Source organism: Candidatus Hadarchaeales archaeon (genome assembly GCA_038736355.1).
Lineage (GTDB): Archaea > Hadarchaeota > Hadarchaeia > Hadarchaeales > WYZ-LMO6 > WYZ-LMO6.
Window position 1 is genome coordinate 241935 of record JAVYML010000001.1, and the last position, 21337, is coordinate 263271.

Annotated in this window: 16 protein-coding genes; 10 read left to right on the forward strand and 6 right to left on the reverse strand. The window is 54.2% G+C overall.

The annotated features are described in order from the left end of the window. Positions 1 to 70 precede the first annotated feature (70 nt). Entirely contained in the window at positions 71 to 1933 is a 1863-nt protein-coding gene (locus QXG22_01060; GenBank protein ID MEM0358589.1) for a beta-propeller domain-containing protein, read from the forward strand. Between the two features lie 6 nt (positions 1934 to 1939). On the opposite strand, the gene purU is transcribed toward QXG22_01060, so the two are convergent. From purU to glgB, 3 genes are all read right to left on the reverse strand, one after another. Next, positions 1940 to 2791, reverse strand: coding sequence for a formyltetrahydrofolate deformylase (gene purU, locus QXG22_01065; protein MEM0358590.1), 852 nt, complete (start codon positions 2789 to 2791; stop codon positions 1940 to 1942). Between the two features lie 112 nt (positions 2792 to 2903). Further along, positions 2904 to 5249, reverse strand: a complete 2346-nt coding sequence (locus tag QXG22_01070) for a DUF3536 domain-containing protein (GenBank protein ID MEM0358591.1) — start codon at positions 5247 to 5249, stop codon at positions 2904 to 2906. Position 5250: 1 nt separating this feature from the next. Then, positions 5251 to 7134, reverse strand: coding sequence for a 1,4-alpha-glucan branching protein GlgB (glgB, locus tag QXG22_01075; GenBank protein ID MEM0358592.1), 1884 nt, complete (start codon positions 7132 to 7134; stop codon positions 5251 to 5253). A 73-nt stretch (positions 7135 to 7207) separates the two neighbouring features. On the opposite strand from glgB, the gene topA reads away from it, so the two are divergent. Genes topA through QXG22_01090 form a run of 3 tightly spaced genes read left to right on the forward strand, consistent with a single transcriptional unit; the run spans position 7208 to position 10587 of the window. Next, on the forward strand, positions 7208 to 9274 hold the full coding sequence (gene topA, locus QXG22_01080; GenBank protein MEM0358593.1) for a DNA topoisomerase I: 2067 nt from the start codon (positions 7208 to 7210) through the stop codon (positions 9272 to 9274). A 28-nt stretch (positions 9275 to 9302) separates the two neighbouring features. Beyond that, complete coding sequence (locus QXG22_01085) at positions 9303 to 9794, forward strand: gamma-glutamylcyclotransferase family protein (protein MEM0358594.1); 492 nt, start codon at positions 9303 to 9305, stop codon at positions 9792 to 9794. Positions 9795 to 9840: 46 nt separating this feature from the next. Beyond that, positions 9841 to 10587 (forward strand): radical SAM protein, encoded by a 747-nt coding sequence (locus tag QXG22_01090; protein ID MEM0358595.1) that lies wholly within the window; start codon positions 9841 to 9843, stop codon positions 10585 to 10587. 17 nt (positions 10588 to 10604) lie between these two features. On the opposite strand, the gene QXG22_01095 is transcribed toward QXG22_01090, so the two are convergent. Further along, complete coding sequence (locus tag QXG22_01095) at positions 10605 to 12020, reverse strand: heterodisulfide reductase-related iron-sulfur binding cluster (protein MEM0358596.1); 1416 nt, start codon at positions 12018 to 12020, stop codon at positions 10605 to 10607. Between the two features lie 143 nt (positions 12021 to 12163). Here QXG22_01095 and QXG22_01100 point away from each other — a divergent pair, with 143 nt between their 5' ends. Genes QXG22_01100 through QXG22_01115 form a run of 4 tightly spaced genes read left to right on the forward strand, consistent with a single transcriptional unit; the run spans position 12164 to position 16214 of the window. Next, positions 12164 to 13414: a methanogenesis marker 16 metalloprotein gene (locus tag QXG22_01100; GenBank protein MEM0358597.1), complete on the forward strand. Its 1251-nt coding sequence runs from the start codon at positions 12164 to 12166 to the stop codon at positions 13412 to 13414. A 32-nt stretch (positions 13415 to 13446) separates the two neighbouring features. Next, a complete protein-coding gene (locus QXG22_01105) occupies positions 13447 to 14691 on the forward strand; it encodes a cysteate synthase (GenBank protein MEM0358598.1) in 1245 nt (414 codons plus the stop codon). Continuing rightward, positions 14681 to 15796, forward strand: coding sequence for a sulfopyruvate decarboxylase subunit alpha (gene comD, locus QXG22_01110; GenBank protein MEM0358599.1), 1116 nt, complete (start codon positions 14681 to 14683; stop codon positions 15794 to 15796). Before QXG22_01105 ends, comD begins: the two co-directional genes overlap by 11 nt. Further along, positions 15789 to 16214, forward strand: a complete 426-nt coding sequence (locus tag QXG22_01115) for a GNAT family N-acetyltransferase (GenBank protein ID MEM0358600.1) — start codon at positions 15789 to 15791, stop codon at positions 16212 to 16214. The genes comD and QXG22_01115 overlap by 8 nt, the downstream gene beginning before the upstream one ends. On the opposite strand, the gene QXG22_01120 is transcribed toward QXG22_01115, so the two are convergent. Further along, on the reverse strand, positions 16211 to 17170 hold the full coding sequence (locus tag QXG22_01120) for a replication factor C small subunit (GenBank protein MEM0358601.1): 960 nt from the start codon (positions 17168 to 17170) through the stop codon (positions 16211 to 16213). The two genes, QXG22_01115 and QXG22_01120, sit on opposite strands and share 4 nt — an antisense overlap. A 58-nt stretch (positions 17171 to 17228) precedes the next feature. Between QXG22_01120 and QXG22_01125 the strand changes: the two genes are divergently transcribed. Next, complete coding sequence (locus tag QXG22_01125) at positions 17229 to 17654, forward strand: hypothetical protein (protein ID MEM0358602.1); 426 nt, start codon at positions 17229 to 17231, stop codon at positions 17652 to 17654. A 39-nt stretch (positions 17655 to 17693) separates the two neighbouring features. Then, positions 17694 to 20651, forward strand: a complete 2958-nt coding sequence (gene ileS, locus QXG22_01130; GenBank protein MEM0358603.1) for an isoleucine--tRNA ligase — start codon at positions 17694 to 17696, stop codon at positions 20649 to 20651. Here ileS and uppS read toward each other — a convergent pair. Further along, positions 20648 to 21325 (reverse strand): polyprenyl diphosphate synthase, encoded by a 678-nt coding sequence (uppS, locus tag QXG22_01135; GenBank protein MEM0358604.1) that lies wholly within the window; start codon positions 21323 to 21325, stop codon positions 20648 to 20650. The genes ileS and uppS overlap by 4 nt on opposite strands. Between the last annotated feature and the right edge of the window lie 12 nt (positions 21326 to 21337).

Sequence of the window (21337 nt, forward strand, 5' to 3'; positions counted from 1 at the left end):
CAACGGATACGTTTTCGACTATATCTTCGTTCCAGGATGGTATTTTACCAACTAAAAGGGGAAGAAAGATGTGGCCGAGGATTACCGAAGATGGGAAAGAAGGGTGAAGGGCAAATTTGGACCCATCAAGACCGGCGCCGTTTTAATCCTCTTTATCCTCCTCACAATCTCCTCGGGTTGGCTCTGGCTTCGCAGTCCTGGAAGGGAGGTACCCGCTCAGGGATTGATTAAGTTTTCCTCCGAAGCTGAATTTTTCCAGTACCTCTCCAAGTCACAGGAATGGCTCAGCGGCTACTGGAGGATGGGGGGGTATCTCTTGGGGAAAACTCCTCTCTCACCCATCAGGGTCCTCGAAGGTAGTGGGGAGAGGGAGGAGGCCTCCAGAATCTCCGAAACCACGATACAAGTGAAGGGCATAGACGAGCCCGACATCGTGAAGACCAACGGTAGACACCTCTACTTCTCTGGCTACTGGAGCACGAAAATCATAAGGGCCTTTCCTCCCTCTGAACTTTCGGTGGTCTCCAGACTGGAGAGGAATGGAGAACTGCTCCTTCTGGAGAACCTGTTGATCCTCCTCTCCCACGAGGGAATCACCGGCTACGACGTGTCCGATCCCTCCTCCCCAAGAGAACTCTGGAACGTGGAATTGAAAGCTGACCTAGTCTCAGCACGTCTTTACCGGGGTAGGATTTATCTAGTCACCAGTACTCCGCTGGGAAGTCCAGTGTCCCTTCCCCTGCAGCCCCTTAAAGCCAAAGATACCGAGGTGCTGGTGAAAGCCACCGACATCTACCATCCACCCATTCCCATACCCGTGGACTCAGTCTACACGGCCTTTATCTTGAATCCGAGGGAGGGTAGAGTGGAGAAGAGCGTGAGCTTTGTGGGATACTCAGGCGCCTCGGTGGTCTACATGTCAAGGACTTCCCTCTACCTCGCCTACACTTCCTCTGCCTCGCTCGTCGAGACGTACTATCACTTCCTCTCCGGATGCCCAGACCTTGTTCCCGCGAACCTCATGAGGAAGGTGGAAAGGCTCATGGGTTACGATCTCAGCGATGCTGCCAAGATGGTGGAGCTCGAGGTCCTGCTCTCCTCAGTAGACCTTCCCTGGGAAGAGCTGTGGAAAAGATGGGAAGGATATGTGGCTGAGAGGAAGAGGGAGCTCGAGACCACCCACATAGTGAAGATAGCGCTGGAAAACTTTGAAATCGTGGCCCAGGCCGAAGTTCCTGGAAGGCTGCTCAACCAGTTCTCTCTGGACGAGGAGGGCGGGTACCTGCGCCTCGCCACCACCGTGGAACCCTGGATGTTCCGATGGAAGGGGGAAAGCACCAACGACGTGTATGTCTTAGACCATGAACTGAAGGTGGTTGGCTCCCTTACGGATCTAGGTTCGGGGGAAGAAATCTATGCCGTGAGGTTCATAGGGGATAAGGGATACGTAGTAACCTTTAGGGAAACTGATCCCCTGCATGTGATCGACCTCTCCCATCCCTCCAAACCGGAAGTGGTGGGTGAGCTGAAGGTGCCTGGCTATTCTTCTTATCTACACCCCATAAACGATAACCTCCTACTGGGAATAGGAAGGGAAAACTGGAAGGTGAAGGTCTCCCTCTTCGACCTCTCCTCCCCCTCCCAACCCATAGAGCTAGACAAGCTCCTCTTGGAGGAGTACTGGTCAGAGATCCTTGAAACGCACCACGCCTTCCTCCTAGACCCCGACCATGAGGTCTTCTTTCTACCGGCCTTTGGAAAGGGGTATGTGATTTCCTATGGAGAAAAAGATTTGGAAGTGGTGAGGGTGGTGGAAAACCGTGCCGTGAGGAGAGCCGTCTATCTAGAGGACTACCTTTACGTGATTTCCGAAGAGAACCTAACCGTACTCAACGAGAGGACCTGGGAAATCGTGAACGAAATCGAGCTCTGATTCGAACTACTCGAAGACGATGGTCTTGTTCTCGTAAACCAGCAGTCTCCTCTCACAGTAAAGCCTCACCGCCTCGCTCAGGAGAATCTTCTCCAAGTTCTCGCTCTTCCTCACCAAGTCGGAAAGGGAATCCTTGTGGGAAATCCTGACCACATCCTGCTGAATGATGGGGCCCTCGTCCACTTCTTCGTTCACGAAATGAACCGTGGCACCTATGAGCTTCACCCCCCGTTTATAGGCCTGGGTGAAGGGATCCTTTCCAGGAAAGGCGGGAAGGAAGGAGGGATGCACGCTTATGATCTTGTTCCTGAATTCCTGTACGAAAAGAGGGGAAAGGATTTTTCCATAGCGAGCCAGCACTACCAGCTCCACTCCCTTTTCTTTGAGGAGGGCTATCTGCTTCCTTTCCCCTTCCTCCCTCTTGTTCAAATCGACAGGAATGTACTGGAAGGGAACACCGAACATCCTAGCCACTTCCTCTCCATCTGGTTTGTCCCCTATGACGATGGGGATATCGCACTTCAACCTTCCCTCCTTCCACCTCGCCAGCAGGTCGTAGAGACAATGCAGGTATCGGGAGACCATGATCCCCACCCTCGGCCTCTCCGAGCTGAAATGGACCTCCCATTCTGCTTTCAGCTCCGAAGCCAGTGGATGGAGGGCTTCCCTTATCTTCTCCTTGGGAAGGGCGAAATCCTCGAGCGTCCACTCCACCCTGGCGAAATACCTCCCGAATCCCTCATCCACATGCTGATCGAAATGAACGATGTTTCCACCGTTCTTCCAGATGAAGGTGGAAATCTTGGCGTCTATCCCCTTGGCATCCGGACAGGAGAGGAGGAGGATGGCAGTTTCCATCACCCTAACTGAGGACCCACGATTAAACCCCTTTCGGTTTCAGAACTCAGTTCATCCCGTCAATCTACCATGTGATAACTCCGTGATTGAAAGGCTCTATGACTTTGTCCTCTTAGGAGGGCTTTAGATTCAAAAGCTTTCCAACCCTTTCGAACTCCTCCAACACCCTTTTATCCCCCCTCTTCTCGTATTCACCCATTAACCTGTAACACCTCACCAGGATCCTCCAAAGGTTCGGCTTCAAGGGCAAGGAAATGCCCCTTGCCATTTCCCTAAGGATTTTCACATCCCCCTCCTCTCCCTTAAGCTTCTCTGCCAGCTCGGAGAGCTTCCTGGAGAGGATAAAGGAGAGGCGGGGCTCGTCGATCCTGAGCGAAAGTTCCTTCATCTCCTCCATTGTTTCCGCCACCTTCCCGAAGTTTCCCTCTTCCATTTCTCTCCTGAGTTCTAAGTTCAACCATAATTCCAGCAGGGGGGAGAATTCTGCAGGAAGGCCCCTCTCACCCTTTTTGGGAGAGGGAAGAAGGCCCACCGCCTCCTCCAGTAAGAAGACGAGAGCGCCCAACCTCTCCTCCACCATCCTCTCCAGTACTTCCCTTTTCGAGTCCTCGAGCAAATGACGCACGGAGAATTGGAAGGGAAAATGTTTTTCTATCTCTCTCATCACTTCACCCATTCCCTCCCTGAAGGCCTTCGCTATACTCTCCACCAGCTTGGAAGGAAGCTCCCCCCTTCCCTCCCTCAAAAAAGCTAAAGGAAAGCCCCAGGGGGAGAGGAGAGCACAGAATTGGAAGGAGGAACTCTCCCACGTGAGCTTGGAGGAAAGTTCGAGCCATCCCATCCTCAACCTTCCCTCCCCCTCTTCCCCGTGCTGGAAACCTCCCCTCACCTCGAAGGAATGAAAGCGGGAAGGAAGGGAGGAACGGAAGAGGGAGAGAATCACCAGCGTGGAGGCCACTCTGAGGACGGTGTAGGCGGAAGGTCTAACCAACTTCTCGTAAACCCCTGCTCCCGTTCCGAATTCGGGAAGGTTGCTTGGGGCCCTTTCCAGTTTCCTGAGGAATTCTTGCTCCAAATCCAAACCCGTGACTTCCTTTGCCAGCTGGAGGGCCCTTGCCGCATGCCTCAGGATGATCACCGTTTCCAGTCCCGAGAGCTCATCGAAGAACCAACCGCAGCTCGCATACATGAGCAGGGCATGTCTCTGCATCTCCATGAGCTTCAGGATCTTAACCTTCTCTTCCTCGGGCAATCTCCCTGCCCCCTGTCTTTCCAAGAAGCCCTCCACTACCTCCCTGGAGCGATCGAGGACGACCTTCACGTATTCATTCCTAGCCCTCCACGGATCCACCAACCATTTCTTTGCCTCACGTTCGTAGAGGGTGGCGAGGGTATCCCTGAGCCAGTTCAGTGCATCTCTGAGAGGTTCCCTCCACCTCTGATGCCAATCGGGCTTGAATCCGAGCCTGCATCCGCAGTCCTTTCTCCACCTTTCTACCCCATGTGCACAGCTCCAAGAGGTGTTCTCAAAAATCTGTACCTCGTGGGTGGGTGGATATCTCTCCAAGTATTCCCCATAGACAGTGAGCTTGGCTCCTCCTTCCCTTTCCAAGTACCTGAGACAATAGGCCAAAGCCATATCACCGAATTTGTGATGGTGGCCATAGGTTTCTCCATCGGTGGCTATGTGGGCGAGTTGGGGTTCGGGTCTGGATGAGAAAATGCCCAACAATCTCTTCGCAAGCTGCTCCCCGCTGTGGAGGAGGCCTCCAAAAGCCACATCGAAAGCCACACCGCCGTGATAGAAGAAAAGGGAGAGAGAGCGGCCAGAAGGAAGCCTACAGAGATAGGGCATGGTCACATCCACCTTCCCCCCCGAGACATCCACCCATTTCCTCTCACCCAGCGGTCTCACCTTGGCGGCCTGATGGGGTGCGAGGATGGTGAACTTTATGCCAACCCTAGCGAGGAAGTCAAGGGTTTCCAGATCCACCGCCGTTTCAGGAAGCCACATCCCCTCCGGCTTCCTACCGAACCTCCTCTGAAAGTCCCTCACTCCCCAGAGGATTTGGGTACACTTGTCCCTCCGGTTGTCCAAAGGGAGGATGGAATGGGAATAGGGATGGGCGAGGGCAGAACCATGTCCAGAAAACTTCTCCCTACTCTCCCTGTCCGCCTCTAAGATGGCCCTGTAAACTTCCTTCTCTTTCTTCTCCAACCAAGAGAGGAGGGTGGGACCAAAGTCGAAGCTTATCCTCGAATAGTTGTTTACCAGCTCCTTCACCCTGCCCCTTTCATCCAAAAGGGGGGAGGCAGTGTTGGGGGCATAGCATTCTTCCGTGATCCTTTCATTCCAATCGTGGTAGGGATAAGCCCCCTCCTCCACCTCCACCTCCCCGAGCCAGGGATTCTCCCTAGGAGGTTGATAGAAATGGGCATGGATACAAACATACTTCATCTCATCCCTCCGGCTTCAGGTAGAGACACCCCAAAGGTGGGAGGGTAAGGGGAAGAGAATAAGGGCGACCATGCCAAGGAACGGGATCCGCCCAAACTCCTCCAAGGTTTCCCAATCCGCTTCCCCCGTATTCTCTAGCATCGCTGTTCAGCACTTCCCTCCAGAAACCCCCCTGGGGCACCCCTATCCTGTATCCGTACCTGGGAACGGGGGTGAAATTGCAGACCACCAAGATGGGTGGGCTGTTCCTTCCCTTCCTCAGGAAGGAAATAACGCTCTGCTCGACATCCTTGAAATCCACCCATTCGTAGCCTTCAGGTTCGAAATCCAGCTCGTGGAGGGAAGGTTCCCTCCTGTAAAGATGGTTGAGGTCCCTCACCCACCGCTGGAGTCCCCTGTGATCCTCGTACTCGAGGGCATGCCATTCCAAGCTTTCATCGTGAACCCATTCCCTCCACTGCCCGAATTCCCCACCCATGAAAAGGAGTTTTTTACCGGGATGGCCGTACATGTAACCAAAGAGGAGCCTGAGGTTGGCGAACTTCTGCCAAACATCCCCCGGCATCTTCCCGAAGAGGGAACCCTTCCCGTACGTAACCTCGTCATGGGAGAGGGGAAGGATGAAGTTCTCGGAATAGGCGTACCACATGCTGAAGGTGATCAGATCATGATGATACTTTCTGTAGATGGGGTCCATCGAGAAATAGCGGAGGGTATCATGCATCCATCCCATCTTCCACTTCAGGCCAAAACCCAAACCACCCACGTAGGTGGGTCTGGTGACCAAGGGCCAAGCGGTGGATTCCTCGGCTATCATCTGTACGTCAGGATATTCACCGTAGACCACCTCGTTCAGTCGACGCAGGAAGTGGATGGCTTCCAGATTTTCCTTCCCCCCATACTCGTTGGGTATCCACTCCCCTTCCCTTCTTCCATAGTCGAGGTAAAGCATGGAAGCGACGGCGTCTATCCTAAGACCGTCCGCATGATATTTGTCCAGCCAAAAGAGGGCACTGCTTATCAAGAAGGCCCTAACTTCATGGCGACCATAGTTGAAAATACAGCTTCCCCATTCGGGATGGATACCTTTCCTCGGATCGGCGTGCTCGTACAGGTGGGTGCCATCGAAAAAGACCAAACCATGTCCATCTGAGGGGAAGTGGGATGGAACCCAGTCGAGGATCACTCCTATTCCCCTCCTGTGGAGGGCGTCCACCAGCTCCATGAACTGCTGTGGAGTTCCGTATCTGCTCGTAGGGGCAAAATAACCCGTAATCTGATATCCCCATGAGCGATAGAAGGGATGCTCCATCACCGGAAGAAACTCCACGTGGGTGAAGCCCATTTCCTCCACGTATTCCGGAAGCAACTTGGCCAGCTCGGAATAGGTGAGAAAGCGATTCCCCTCCTCTGGTACCCTCCTCCAAGAACCAAGATGGACCTCGTAAATCGACATGGGGGAGGAAAGGGAGTTCCTTTCCTTCCTCGAACGCATCCATTCCGCATCCTTCCAATCGTAATCCAAATCCCAAACCACCGAGGCCGTGGCGGGAGGAACCTCGTTGAAAAAGGCGAAGGGATCTGCCTTGTCCGCCGCATATCCCCCATACCTCGAGAGGATGCGGTACTTGTAGAGATCACCCTTTCTCACCCCCTCCACAAAACCCTCCCAGATGCCCGAACCGTCCTCTCTGGGCCTGAGGGGGTTGGCCCCGGGGTCCCAGTCGTTGAAGCTCCCTATCACCGAGACATAGGAAGCATTTGGGGCCCAGACGGCGAAGTGGGCACCCCCATCCACTAAATGGGCGCCGAGCTTCCGGTAGAGGCGGAAATGTTCTCCCTTCCTGAAGAGATATATATCGTAATCAGTGAGTGGGCTCCACATCTCTTGCCTCCTGGAAAAGAAGGCTTCTCATCTGCTTATATTCCATCCCCCAGCAAAAAGATTGCCGGAAGACATGGAGAAAATCTTCATCCTCTGCGAAAAACCCGATGCCGCCGCCAAGATCGCCTCCGCCTTGGGAAAAGCCAGGAGGGAGGAAAGGAGGGGGGTGCCTTATTACGAGTTGGAGCTCGATGGTAAGAAGGCGGTGGTGGTTCCGTCGCTGGGACACCTCTTCACCCTCAAAAATACCAAACCCTTGAAGGACTATCCTGTCTTCGAGGTGGAATGGGTTCCCTCTTATCAAGTGGATCGAAAGGCTTCGAGAACAAAAGTCTTCTTGGAAACCATCAGGGAACTGGCGCAGGGCAGCTCGGAATACGTGGTTGCCACCGACTTCGACGTGGAGGGGAGTGTGATAGGCTGGACGGTTCTGAAATTTCTCTGTGGGGAAGAAGCGGTGAGAAAAGCTAAGCGCATGAAGTTTTCTACCCTCACCGCCCAGGAACTCAGGGAGGCCTACAGGAACCTTTTACCAAGGCTAGATTTTGAGCAGGTAAACGCCGGAATCGCCAGACATGTGCTGGACTGGTATTGGGGAATGAACGTGAGCAGAGCACTGAGCTCTTCCGTGGAGAGGGTGATGGGTTCCTTCGCAAAGCTCTCGGCTGGTAGGGTACAAACGCCCACCCTGAAAATCCTCGCGGAAAGGGAGGAGGAGATCAGGAAGTTCGTGCCCAGACCCTTCTGGACTCTGAAGCTGGTGGTAGAAGTGGATGGAAAGGAGCTGGTGGCCGAACATGAAGTGGAGCGCTTCTGGGAGGAAAACGAAGCCAAGAAAGCGGTGGGAAAGTGTGGGGGGGAAGCCGTGGTCAAAAGGGTGGAGATAAGATTATACCACCGCCATCCTCCCACCCCTTTCGATCTCGGAACCCTGCAGATGGAAGCCTACCGGTGTTTCGGCTATACCCCTCTGCGCACCCAACAACTCGCCCAAGACCTTTACTTGGCGGGGGCGATCAGCTATCCACGTACCAGCTCCCAGAAACTCCCACCCGCCATCGGATACAGGAGAATCCTAGAAGGACTAGGGGAAATGGAAGAGTATAGGAAATCCGTAGAAATTTTGCTTTCGAAAGAGAAACTGAAGCCAAGGGAGGGTGAAAAAACCGATCCTGCCCATCCCAGCATTTATCCCACGGGGGAAAAAGCAGGAGAACTCACGGGGGGCCACCGCAACCTCTTCGATCTGATCGTGCGCAGGTTCCTAGCCGTCTTCGGCGATCCGGCAGTAGTGGAGGGGAAGAGGATAGAATTGGTTTGTGGAGATCAAATCTTCCACCTTTCGGGAAGAAGGGTAGTAGAAAAGGGATGGCTGGAACTGTATGGGAAATATGCGGAAGTGGAGGAGGTTTACCTCCCCCTACTGGAGGAAGGACAAAAGTTGAAAGTTAAGGAAGTGAGGATGGAGAAGGGTGAAACCCAACCTCCTCCCAGATACAATCCTGCCTCCATCCTCAAGGAAATGGCGGAACGTGGGTTGGGCACCAAGGCCACCAGAGGTCCCATCCTCCAAAACCTCTACGACAGGGGATACATCCATGGAGAGCGGATTACCGTGACGGAGCTTGGAATGGGGGTGGTGAGCGCCCTGAAGGAATGGTGTCCGGAAATCGTGAGCGAGGAGCTTACTGCTTCCTTCGAAAGGGAAATGGAAGCCATCCAAGAGGGCAAGATCAAAAAGGAGGAAGTGGTGGAAAAAGCCAGGATCAAGTTGGAAGAAATCCTGAGAAAATTCAGGGAAAGGGAGTTAGAAATAGGAAAAAAATTGGCCGAAATGTATAGGAGAACCAGACTTGCACAAAGGACCTTAGGGAGATGTAAATGTGGGGGGGAGCTGAGAATAATTCCAACCAAGAATGGGAAGCGCTTTGTGGGGTGCTCCAACTTCGAAAAGGGATGCAGGATAACCTATCCTCTTCCCTCCTCAGGTACTATCGTGACCCTTGGAAAGAACTGTCCATGCTGTGGCACTCCACTCATCCTCGTGGGAAGAACGGGAAGAAGGCCCTATAAGATGTGCCTAGAACCTAGCTGTCCCAGTAAGAAGAGATGGGAAAAGAATAGAATGGGAAAATCTTAAGGAAAAAGTGGATCCTCGAATCGTAAAGGTGGAAAGGATACTTCTCTTCGTGTATGGAAATTTGACAAACCCACGAACAGTTTCCTCCAGGTTAGAGGGACTGAAAGCCAGGTTCCGTTATCAGGATGCCCGCATTCTAGACTTCATCTTGCTGAGACACGGGGCGAGGGGAAAATACGATACTCTCTTTCCCTTCAAGGGAGGAGCCACTTGGGGAAAGTTACTGGAAATAGAATGCGATTCCAAGGAAAAGGTGCTGAAACGCTTGGATGAGTACGAGGGAGTGCCCGATTCCTACGAGAGGTTCGAATTCCGTACTAAAGATGGAAGGAATGTTTATGTGTACCTTTCCAACCCCTCCAAGGTGAAAATCGAAGGCTATCACTCGGCGGTGGAGAGGGACCTGCAGGAAATCCTGCAAAAGGGAGGATGGAAGTCCTATCTAACCCTGACAGGAAGAAAACCGCTGATAGAAGGGGTGGGAAAGAAGGGAGAATGGCATGAAGTAAAAAGCCAATAGCTGGGGCAAAGGAGTAGCCTTAACCCCCCTGAAAAGGAAATTATATGTGTACGATCCCCTTCAGCTAGCCCAAGAAGTAGAAAAAATGGTGGTGGAAGGGGAGAAGAGAAGGTACTACAGGATTCCTAGGCCGGGGGACTGGTATGGTGGAATCGCCACGGCGGATTGTTGTGGATGCTGTCTGAAGTGTGTGTTCTGTTGGAGCGGAGCCCCTAGGGACAATCCCTCCATGGGAAAGTTTTACTCACCGGAGGAGGTCTTCAGAGAACTCCAAGCCTGCGCTAAGAGGTTCCAGTACAACAAGCTTAGGGTGAGTGGAAATGAACCTACCATAGGCAAAAAGCACCTCCTTCGCTTGTTGGAGCTGGTGGAAAAGAGTCCCTATACCTTCATCCTAGAAACCAACGGCATGCTCATCGACGAGAGGTATGCCAAAGACCTTTCCGAGTTCAAGAACCTCCACGTCAGGGTCTCCCTGAAAGGGACCAACCCCCAAGAGTTCTCACGCCTCACGGGTGCTAAACCTGAAGCCTTCGAGCTGGCCCTGAAGGCCCTGAAGAACCTGCTGGACCATGGAGTGGCCTGTCATCCGGCCGTGATGCTTTCTTTTAGCCCCAGGGAAAACTTGGTGGGTCTTAAGCGCAGACTGGAGGAGATAGATCCCCTCCTTTCCAGGAACCTAGAAGAGGAATACGTCTTCCTCTACCCACACGTGGAGGAAAGACTAAAGAGGGCCGGGATCAAGCCCTTCCTCTCCTACCATCCTGGCCATATCCCCAAGAAGTTCAGGTAATCCAGACCCTGAGCTCCTCAGACCAGGGAAAGCTCTTCCAGCAAGGGCTGAGGAGAAATGGAATGGGTTTGGATGCCCACCACCCTCCAAGGATCCGCACCTAAGGAAAGGGCTAGAAGTTGCCCGTAATTCATATGAACCATCCCGAACTTTTCTCCCGTTTTCTCTTCTAGGTATTTCTGGTTTCTGTCCAGCGTTACCTGACAACCCGGGCAGGCGTGCACCACTATCCTCGCCCTTGAGCTTTTCAAGGCCCTCAACTTCCTCAGAGCTACGGATCTCACCAGCTCCCTATTATCCAACGTATGCCTGAACCCCATACCACAGCAGAGGTTCTTCTCCTCGTAGTCAACCACCCTTGCACCCGTCACTGCCACCAGTTCTTCCAGCAAGTTAGGCGTCGCATACTCCCTGAACATCTTGGTGTAATGACAACCTTGATGAACAGCCACTCTGAGACCGGAGAGGTCGTGACTAACTAGGGACCTGAGCTTTCCCCTGAACGCATACAGGATCTCCGAGAGGTGATAAACCCCCACTCTCCCCCTATATCTCATCCCTATCCCTTTGAGCAGCCCATTCACTTCTTCCCCCAGTTTCCCGCCCAAGAGCTTCCAGCACTCGGTGAGAATACCGTAGGAGGTCACGCACACCGTGGCCACCGTCTCGAAACCCCCTTCTTCCGCTAGGGCAAAGTTCCTAGCGTTCAGAGCCAAGAGAGCTGGAAGGGAAACCTCGTCAGCATAATAGCCGAAACCACCACAACTGGACTGCCTCTCGTCGTCAAGGTACTTCAGGTCAAGCTTCTCTAGTAAGTATTTCAAGGAAAGGGTAACACCTGGATAGTGGGTGTCCATCACACAGCTTTTGAAGAGGTAGATTCCTCCAAGAGGATTGGGTCTTTTACACCCTTCTCCATGTCCTCCTCCGATTAACTTCAAAGAGGAACTCATCTCCAAGAGCCTCTGAATCTGTTGAAGGGCTTCTTCTGGTATTTTTCTATACAGGTCCTCTAAGCCGAGCTCCCTGCGGACGTTTGGCATTTCCTTCAGTATTCTGTCGAAACCCTTCCAGTCCTCCCACGTCCCGGATCTAAAGCTCTCCGGCGTCAGGCACAAGCCTTTCTCGTAGAGGGAGCGGTAAAGGGGGCCCTGATATACCCCATTCTTTCTTTCCCTAAGGACCTTGATGAGATCCGAAACGCTATTGCCCACCCTACAGGCCCACTTACAGGTGTAGCAGTGGAAGCACTTGTCTAGGGGAAAGTCTCCAAGGGAGGAATGGAGCCTCATGAGGCCCACTAGCTTCATGGGATTGAACTCTTCAGCTAGGAAGCCCTGATGATAAGCATAAGTGGCCGGACAAGAAGAAACACACGAACCGCACTGCATACAGGAGAGATAATTCGGCAATCTGGGGTCCTCTCCATCCATCTTTGGGGTTTAACGCTCTTTTCTTTAAAAAATGTCAATATGTTTTCCTTATGAGGAAAAAATTTCCCGTCCTTTCCCCCTCTTTCTTTCACTAAGAAGTATTATTATCCACACTTTTTTTATAACATGGGATGAGGAGGTCGATGAAAACGGTGGAAGAAATAAACCGCAGGATAAGGGAAGGAAAAGCTGTGGTAATGACGGCTGAAGAATTCAAGAAAGCAGCCGAAAGCGGACTCTCCCCTCAAGAGGTGGATGTGGTCACCTGTGCCACCTGTGCCCTCATGTCCGGCACCTTCGCCCTCCTCTCCATCCCAGTTGCCGAGAGGGGAAAATTCGAAAAGGCTGAAAAAGTCTGGCTCAATGGAGTCCCAGCTTTTCCAGGACCCTGTCCCAACGAGCGACTGGGGATAGTGGAAGCCATCGTCTACGGGACCTCAAGGTCTGAACTTTCTCCCGGGAAATATGGAGGTGGACATCTCTTCAGAGAGCTGGTGGAGGGAAAGGAAGTGGAAGTAGAAGTCAGAGCAGGAGGAAAAAAGTTCATGAGGGAAGTGAGGCTTGAAGAGATGGAGCTGGCGAGGATCTTCACCAGTCGCAGTGCCTTCAGGAACTACATGGCCTTTGTCCACGGGGGAAAGGGAAGGGTGAAGACCATCTTTTCGGTGCTCGGTCTTAGGGGTCGGCTGACTGAAGCTTCCGTCTCTGGGTGCGGGGAGCTCAATCCTTTAGAGAACGATCCTAAGCTCCTGACGGTGGGGATTGGAACGAGGATCCTCCTCAACGGAGCCATGGGGTACATCATGGGGGTAGGAACGCGTTTCTCCAAAGAAAAACCCAATCTCTCCTTGACAGCGGATATGAAGGGAATGATCCCGAAGTTCATGGGCGGTTTTGTCACCTCGGCTGGACCAGAGTGCATCACCTCCGTAGCCATGGCCATACCCGTCTTGAACGAAGAGGTCTTCAAGGGATTGAAGGTGAGGGACGAGGAAGTGGAACTTCCCATTGCCGACGTGAGGGACAGGGTACCCTTCGAGCACACCCAATACTCCAAGGTCTGGAAGGGAGTCGATCTGAAGGTGGAGTATCTGCCATCCTCATGCGCCGAGCACAAAGCCTGCCCCGTGGAGAGGAAATGTCCTACGGGCGCTTTCAGAAAAGGAAAGGGAATTGACCTGGAAAGGTGCTTCGATTGCGGGACCTGTATACAGCTCTGCCCCTCCTCTTTCCGCGGAAAATTGGGAACATTGCCCGTCGGGAACAGGGAGGTACCCATCACCCTTCGACAATCCTGTAGAAGGAAAGCCGTGGAACTTGCTGAACTCCTCAAGAAGAAAATCTTGGAAGGAGAGTTCCTCCTTTCCGAACCCTTGCAACCACTGGGAGGATGAGGCGTGGGATCCTACACTCTCGTCTGCTTAGAATGCGGCCTCAAGATGGAAGACCGCCTTCAGAATTGGTGTCCCCTTGGGCACGATGCTCTCCTCAGGAGCGAATACCGGGAAAGGAAACTGAAGGTGAAGAACTTTCAGGCATGTGGAAGTTTTTGGAGTGGCTCCCCTGCACTTCCCCCTTGCCTACGGAGGGAGAGGTCCTTACCTACAAGAGCGAAGGATTGGCCAGGGAGCTAGGGCTCAAGGACCTCTACATAAGCTTCAGCGGTTATTGGCCCGAACGTGGGGCGAAACTCATGAGTTGTTCCTTCAAGGAACTCGAGGCTTCTTCCGTGCTGGCCAGAACCAAGGAGAGGAGCAGGGGAATCATGGTAGTTGCTTCTGCCGGCAACACGGCGAGGGCTTTTGCCCTCCTCTCAGAAAAGACCTCCGTCCAAGTGATGGCGGTAGTTCCCCGCCCGTATTTGTCCAGGATATGGGTACCGGGGGAGAAACCCTCCCACTTCCTGTTGCTGGGAGCGGAAGGAGGATACCGGGAAGCCATCCAATGGGTCGAGAGGATCTCTAGACTTGAAGGCACGATAGCGGAGGGAGGGGCTAGGAACGTGGGGAGAAGGGATGGAATAGGTACCCTTCTTCTAAGTGCCGTGCTCGAGATGGGGAGACTTCCAGATCATTACTTCCAGGCGGTGGGAAGTGGGGTGGGAGCCCTTGCCGTATTGGAGGCTTCTCTCAGGCTTCTGGCCGATGGAGGTTTCGGGAAAAAACTCCCTAGGCTCCATCTTTCCCAGAACCTACCCTTCGCCCCCATGTTTCACGCTTGGAAAGAAGGCAGGAATAGGATCTTACCTGAGCTGGACCTCCCTTCCCCGGAAGAAGCCGAGAAGGAAATGTACGCTACCATCCTCTCCAACCCCTCCCCACCTTATTCCGTGAAAGGTGGAGTATATGAAGCACTGAGAATGAGCGGGGGGAGGATGTACGGAATCTCCAACAAGGAAGCCCTCGAGGCATGGAAATGGGTGCGAGAGGAGGAAGGCATAGACTTAGATCCGGCCGCCTCCGTGGCGGTAGCTTCCCTCGTCCAGGCAGTAGAAGAAGGAGAGGTGAAAGAAGAAGAGATGGTGCTCCTCAACTTGAGTGGGGGTGGTTACGAGAGGATCAGGGAAGATTTTTCACTTTCCCCCATAGAACCTTCTCTGATCCTAAACAAGGATACTTCTCTTGAGGAAGTGAAGGAAGTCATGAAAGGGTGGTGTTCCCTTGCTCGCTGAGAAACTTCTGCAGATACTCGAGGAGGAGGGGATCAACCTCGTTCCCTATTTACCATGTGAAAAAATCCGTTATCTCCTCCACCTCCTCCACTCCAGGCCTATCCTCCATCCCCTCCTCCTGAACAGGGAAGAGGATGGAATAGGAATAGGTGGAGGATCCTATCTCGTTGGGGGAAAGCCAGCACTCCTCATCCAGAGCTCGGGCCTGGGCAATTCTCTGAATGCCCTTCTTTCCCTCTCCGTCACTTACGGTCTCCCCCTTCCCATTCTGGCCAGCTGGAGGGGGACTAGGGAAGAGAAAATCCCAGCTCAAATCCCTTTCAACCGCCCCCTCCCGGAAGCCCTTAGAGTCTGGGGGATCAAAACCACCAAAATAGAAAAAACCTCGGAGCTAGAGGAAGCGAGAAAAACTATAAGAAAAGCCTATGAGGAAGAGAGACCCAGAGTGATCCTTTTATCCCCTAGGCTCTGGGAGGGAGAGCCAGAGGTCCAACCTTCCTTTCCCCCTCGAAAGAGGGAGATAAAGCTAAGATATAGGAAGACCTTTGTCCCCCCCGAAATGACGCGGTACGAGGCAATAAAAGTGGTGGCGGAAGAAGTAGAGGAGGAAGAGATATTGGTCTCCAATCTGGGCTTTCCCAGCAGGGAACTCTATCAGATCAAGGATAGACCCCTCAACTTCTACATGCTGGGGAGCTATACCCAAGCCTCTTCGATAGGTCTGGGGATGTCCCTCTCAACGGAAAGAAAGGTGGTGGTGCTGGAAGGAGATGGGAGCGTGCTCGGCTCTAGCCTCCTCTCCGTGCTCGGGGCTGAGGGGAGGGAAAACCTGCGTGTGGTGTGTCTCGACAACGGCACCCTTGGCAGCACGGGGGACCAGCTCACCTACTCCTATCTGAGGGTAGACTTGGAACTCATGGCCCTAGCAGCAGGAGTTAGGACCACGAGGGCCTTCTCACCCGGGGAACTCAGAAAGGCCTTGGGGGAAAGGGGCCCATGCTTTATACACGTTCCGGTCAAACCCGGTAATGAAAAAGTGGGTCTCATACCCCTCACTCCGGAAGAAATCAAAAGGAGGTTCAGGAGGGCGGTAGGAGTTGACTGAATATCAGTTGAGGGAAGCCAGCGAAGAAGATGCCGAACAGGTAGAGGCCTTGGCCAAGCTCTGTCAACCACTCAGGGCCTCCGTGAAGGGCACCTACGAGTACTTGGCCCTTTGCTTTCCCAAGTACTTCCTGGTCGCCCTAGGACCAACTGGGATGGCCGGCTTCGTAATAGGCCTCCCCAGCCTGAGCGGGGAGGCCTGGATCTACCAGATCTGCGTCCACCCAGACCACAGGAGGAGGAGGGTGGGAGAGCTCCTGATGGAAGAGGAGCTGAGGAGGTTCCGTTCCGACCGCTTTCCCAGGGTGAGGGCCAGGGTACTGGAAACCAATCAACCCTCCCTCTCCCTCATGCGCAAGATGGGCCTCAGGGAAGTGGGAAAGAAGGGGGAGTGGGTAGAGCTCCAAAGGGAGCTCTAGGAACCCACGAGGGCGAACTGGGCCAACATGGCCTCCAGCTGAATCCTCTCGTTTGCACCCTCCACGATTCTGAAGGAAAATTCTCCCAGCTTTTCTATCAGCTCCAGCTTTTTCCTTTCTGGGATCTTCAGGTTCAGGACCTGCCTGTGCACCTGGTTTAACACATCTTCTCCTGACAGGCCCTGATCGATGAGGAGCTCGTAAAGTTTTTTCCTGGCCTCCTCAAAATCTCCCTTCAAGGCCAGCTCCACCATCTCCCTCACCTCCTCAGGGTGGGCCACGGCAGCCACCTCGTATACCGCCTTCTCCGTCACGTGCTTCTTCACCGCGGCAGCGGCCTGCAAGAGGTTGATGGCCCTCCTCAGGTCTCCTTCGCTCACCCTGATGATGGCCTCCACGGCCTTTGGGTCCAAGGTGAGCTTTTCCTCCTTCGCAATCCTCTCGAGCATTCCCCTGATGTCCTCGTCCGTCAGCCTGCGGAAGCGGAAGAGGGCACACCTGGACTGGATGGGTTCGATGATCCTGCTGGAATAGTTACAATCCAAGATGAACCTGCAGGTCCTAGAGTACATCTCCATCGTCCTCCTCAGGGCCTGCTGGGCTTCAGCGGTGAGGGCATCGGCTTCGTCCAATAGCACGATCTTGTAGGGGACTTCCCCAATGGGCATGGTACGGGCATAGTCCTTCACCCTCTCCCTTATGGTGTCTATCCCCCTCTCGTCGCTCGCGTTGAGCTCCAACAGATTCTGTCTCCAGTATTCCTCCCCAAAGAGTTCCCTCGCCAGACAAAGCGCAGCGGTCGTCTTTCCAGTCCCCGGTGGCCCAGCGAAGAGGAGATGCGGTAGAGCCTTGGTTCTCACGAAGTTCTTGAGCCTAGCCACGATTTCCGCCTGCCCTACCATCTCGTCCAGCTTTTTGGGCCTGTACTTCTCCGTCCAGATCTCCGTTTCCTCCAAGCTCTCTTCCTCCTAGGAAGGACGAATAAATAGTTTAAACTCCAAGAAAACTGAGAGCTTGTCCCAAGGCCTAGGCTATGCTCCTCCTCAAACTGGCTGGGAGGGATACAGAAACCTTGCCATGCTCCTGCTCGGGGGAGTCCTCTGCCTGACGGGCGTCCTCCTCATCAATCAGGGCGTGGACTTGGCCAAGGAGGTGGGGCCGAGGCTGGTGGTGAGCATCGGACTCCTCGCTGCTGGCTGCCTTCTCTTATTGGTGGCCCTGAGCCATCCCTGGCCTGGGGTAGGGGCAACCACCCTTCTCTTCCTCTTGGGTCTCCTCTGTCTGGTGGGGAGTGGACTGGCGGCGGCCGAGAACCCCAAGGGAATAGCCTATGCGGTGGCCCTTACCCTCATAGGCATCTCCCTCATCGTCTTGGGGGTGAGGGTGGCTGCCAGGTCCTGGAGGTCGGTGGTGGGCAGGGAGAGAAAGGATAGGGGCTGAGCGCAGTCGTTTTAATCCACTCGGGAAGTATCTTAGACTATGAGACCGGCTTCCAAATCCTATCATCCGCCCGAGGCGGAGAAGAGGATACAGAAATGGTGGGAGGAGAGGGGAATCTACGGGAAAGTCAAGGAGAAAGTTAAGGATAGAAGACCCTGGTATTTCCTGGACGGTCCTCCCTACGCCAGCGGTTCCATCCACCTGGGAACGGCGTGGAACAAGATCCTGAAGGACGTCTTCTTGAGGTACTGGACTATGAGGGGGCTGAACGTCAGAAGACAACCCGGCTGGGACTGCCACGGTCTTCCCATTGAGGTGATGGTGGAGGAGAGACTGGGGATCCGATCCAAGAAGGATATAGAAAAGAAAATCGGGGTGGAGAAGTTCATAGAAGAATGCAAGCGCTGGGCGCTGGAACACGTAAGGCTGATGACCGAACAGTTCAAGCGCCTAGGAGTCTGGATGGACTGGGATGAGCCCTACCTCACCCTAACCAACCAATACATAGAATCCGCCTGGTGGACCCTGAAGAAAGCCCATGAGAAGGGTCTGCTCCGTAAGGATCTGAGGGTGATCCACTGGTGTCCCAGATGCGAGACCGCCCTGGCCGAACACGAAGTGAGGGGTGAATACTACGAGGTAAAAGATCCTTCCCTCTACGCCAAGTTCAAGCTGAAAGGAGAGGAGGGCTATCTGCTGATCTGGACCACCACCCCCTGGACCCTTCCCGCCAACTTAGCCGTATGTGTCCACCCGGAGTTTATCTATGCTAAGGTGAAGGTTGGGGAGGAAATCTATTTCCTCGCCGAGGGCACCCTCCCACGCGTGGCGAAGGAGTTGGGCTGGGAGGAATACAGGATCTTGGAGAGGAGGGAGGGAAAGGAGCTGGAAGGGTTGCGCTACGAACATCCCTTACTGGAGGAGGTACCCAAGCAAAGGGAATTCGTGGAGCATCACAGGGTGATCTGTGGGGAACATGTGGTACTGGAGGAAGGAACGGGATGCGTCCATACCGCTCCGGGTTTTGGGGAAGAGGATTTCCTGGTAGGAGGGAAGTATGGCCTTCCCGTCTTTAGCCCCGTGGGTCCGGATGGAAGGTTCACGGAGGAAGCTGGAAAATATGCTGGATTGGGGGTGAAAGAAGCCGATCCCCTCGTGCTGGAGGATCTGAAGAAGAAGGGGCTCCTGGTGAAGGGAGGAACGGTAATCCACTCCTATCCCCACTGCTGGAGGTGCAAGACCCCCTTGATCTTCAGGGCCACGGAACAATGGTTCCTGAAGGTCTCGGAGATCAAACCCCTTCTGCTGGAAAAGAACGAACGAGTGGAATGGGTTCCAGCTTGGGTAAGGGAAAGGTATGTGAACGGTGTCCTCTCGGTGGGGGACTGGTGCCTCTCCAGACAGAGGTACTGGGGGATTCCCCTTCCCCTCTGGATCTGCTCCTCCTGCGGCAACTCCGTGCTGGTGGGGAGTCTGGAGGAGCTGAGGAGGCTTACCGGAGAAAAAGGTGAGCTGGACCTCCATCGTTCCGACCTCGATAAACTCAAGGGAAAGTGCCAGGTATGCGGGGGGGAGATGGAAAGGGTGCCGGATGTCCTGGATGTCTGGTTCGACTCCAGCATCGCCTCCTGGGCCAGCTTGGGCTTCCCCCAGCAGAAGGAGGCCTTCGAGAGACTTTGGCCCAGCGCCTTCATCACCGAGGGGGAAGACCAAGTGACCAAATGGTTCTATGCCCAGCAGGTCTCCTCCATCCTGGCCTTTGGGGAGATCCCCTATCGGAGGGTGCTCACCCACGGTTTTGCCCTGGATGCGCAGGGAAGGAAGATGTCCAAATCTTTGGGAAACGTGATCGATCCCGTGGAAGTGGCGGAGGAGCATGGGGCCGATGTGCTCAGGCTCTACATCCTCTCCGCCAATCCTCCCTGGGAGGACCTGAAGTTCAACCTCACCGAGCTGAAACAGGTGGGAAGGGCCCTCAACGTCCTCTGGAATGTCCATGTCTTCGCCACCACCTACATGGCTTTGGATTCCTTCGACCCAAGTCGCCACACGCTTCGGTCCCTCTTCCCCCACCTCCTACCCGAGGACAAATGGATGCTTTCGAGGGTTCAAGGTCTTGTGGAAGAGGTGACGAAAGCCCTAGAGGGATGTGAAGTACACCGGGCCGTGAGGGCCCTCCTCTTCTTCGTGCTGGAGGACTTGAGCAGGTGGTATGTGAGGGCCATCCGCCCGCGCACCTGGGTGGAAAAGGAACATCCCTCCAAGCTTGCCGCCTATGCCGTCCTCTATTATTCCCTGGAGCGCCTTCTCAGGTTGCTCGCTCCCTTCGCCCCCCATCTCTGCGAGGTCATGTATGCTGATCTCAGGATGGGCGATTCACCGGAAAGCGTGCACCTGCTCGATTGGCCCCTGCCCGAAGGGGAACTGAGGGATCAAAGGCTGGAGAGGGCCATGGAACTCGCGAGGATCCTCACGGAAGAGGTGGCGGAGGCCAGACAGAAGGCCGGACTCAAGCTCAGGTGGCCGGTGGCGGAGGTGGTGGTGAGGCTTCCGGAGGAAGAGCTGGAGCTCCTCCACGGTCTGGAAGACTTCCTGAGGGAGAGGTTCAACTGTAAGAGGCTCCTCCTGCTGGAAAGGAAGATGGAAAGACCCCAAGGGGATTACTCCATTGTTGAGACGGAGAACAGGGAGGTGGCGGTGAGCAGGATCCTTTCACCGGAACTGAGGGGGGAGGCGCTCGCGAGGGAGCTCGTGAGACGCCTCCAAGTGATGAGGAAGGAAATGGGTCTGGAGATGGAGGAAAGGGTGGAAGCTGAACTGGGAATGGGAGAGGAGGATGCCAAGGCTCTGGAGCCCCACCTCGAGTACTTGAAGAGGGAAGTGAGGATAGAGGGACTGAGGATCTGCAGAAGGGAAGAGGTGGGGAAGGAGGGCTATGTGAAGGACTGGGAGATAGAGGGAGAAACCTTCAGGCTCCTTCTGAGGAGAAGGGGCTAACTCCCCATCCTGCGCTGCCTTCTCTCGAACTCTTCCAAGCACCTCTCCAAATCCTCCCTGGTGAAATCGGGCCAGTACTTGTCCACGAAGAAGAGCTCGGCGTATGCTGCCTGGTAGAGGAGGAAGTTGGAGAGCCTGTGCTCCTTTCCGGTCCTGATCACCATGTCCACGGGCCTCTTCACCCATAGATACCTCTCCAACACTTCCCTCGTTAGCCTGGCCGGTCTGCTCGCCATGAGCCTTTTCAAGGCGGAGAAGAGCTCATCTTGGGCGCTGTAGGCTATCAGGAAGTTCAGATGCCTACAGTTGTAAGACTTGGTGGCCTCCACCACCCTCCTCACCCCCGTCAGGAGAAAGCCGGGCAACCTATTCAACCTCCCCAAAACCCTCACCCTCACCTCCTTCTCATGGATCGTGCGATCCTTTTCCACCCTATGCAAACACTGATTCATCAACCTGAAGAGATGGCGGAGTTCCTCCGCCGGTCTTCTCTCCAAGTTCTCCAAGGAAAGGGTGTAAACGGTAACCTCTGGGATATCTTCCTCCAGACACCAATGGAGAAAATCTTCAAGGACCCGTACTCCCCTTTCGTGACCCTGCCAAACCTCCAGACCATGTTCCCTCGCCCATCTCCTGTTCCCATCGGGTATCAGACCCAAATGGTGGGGCCTCATCCTCCCCCCTTT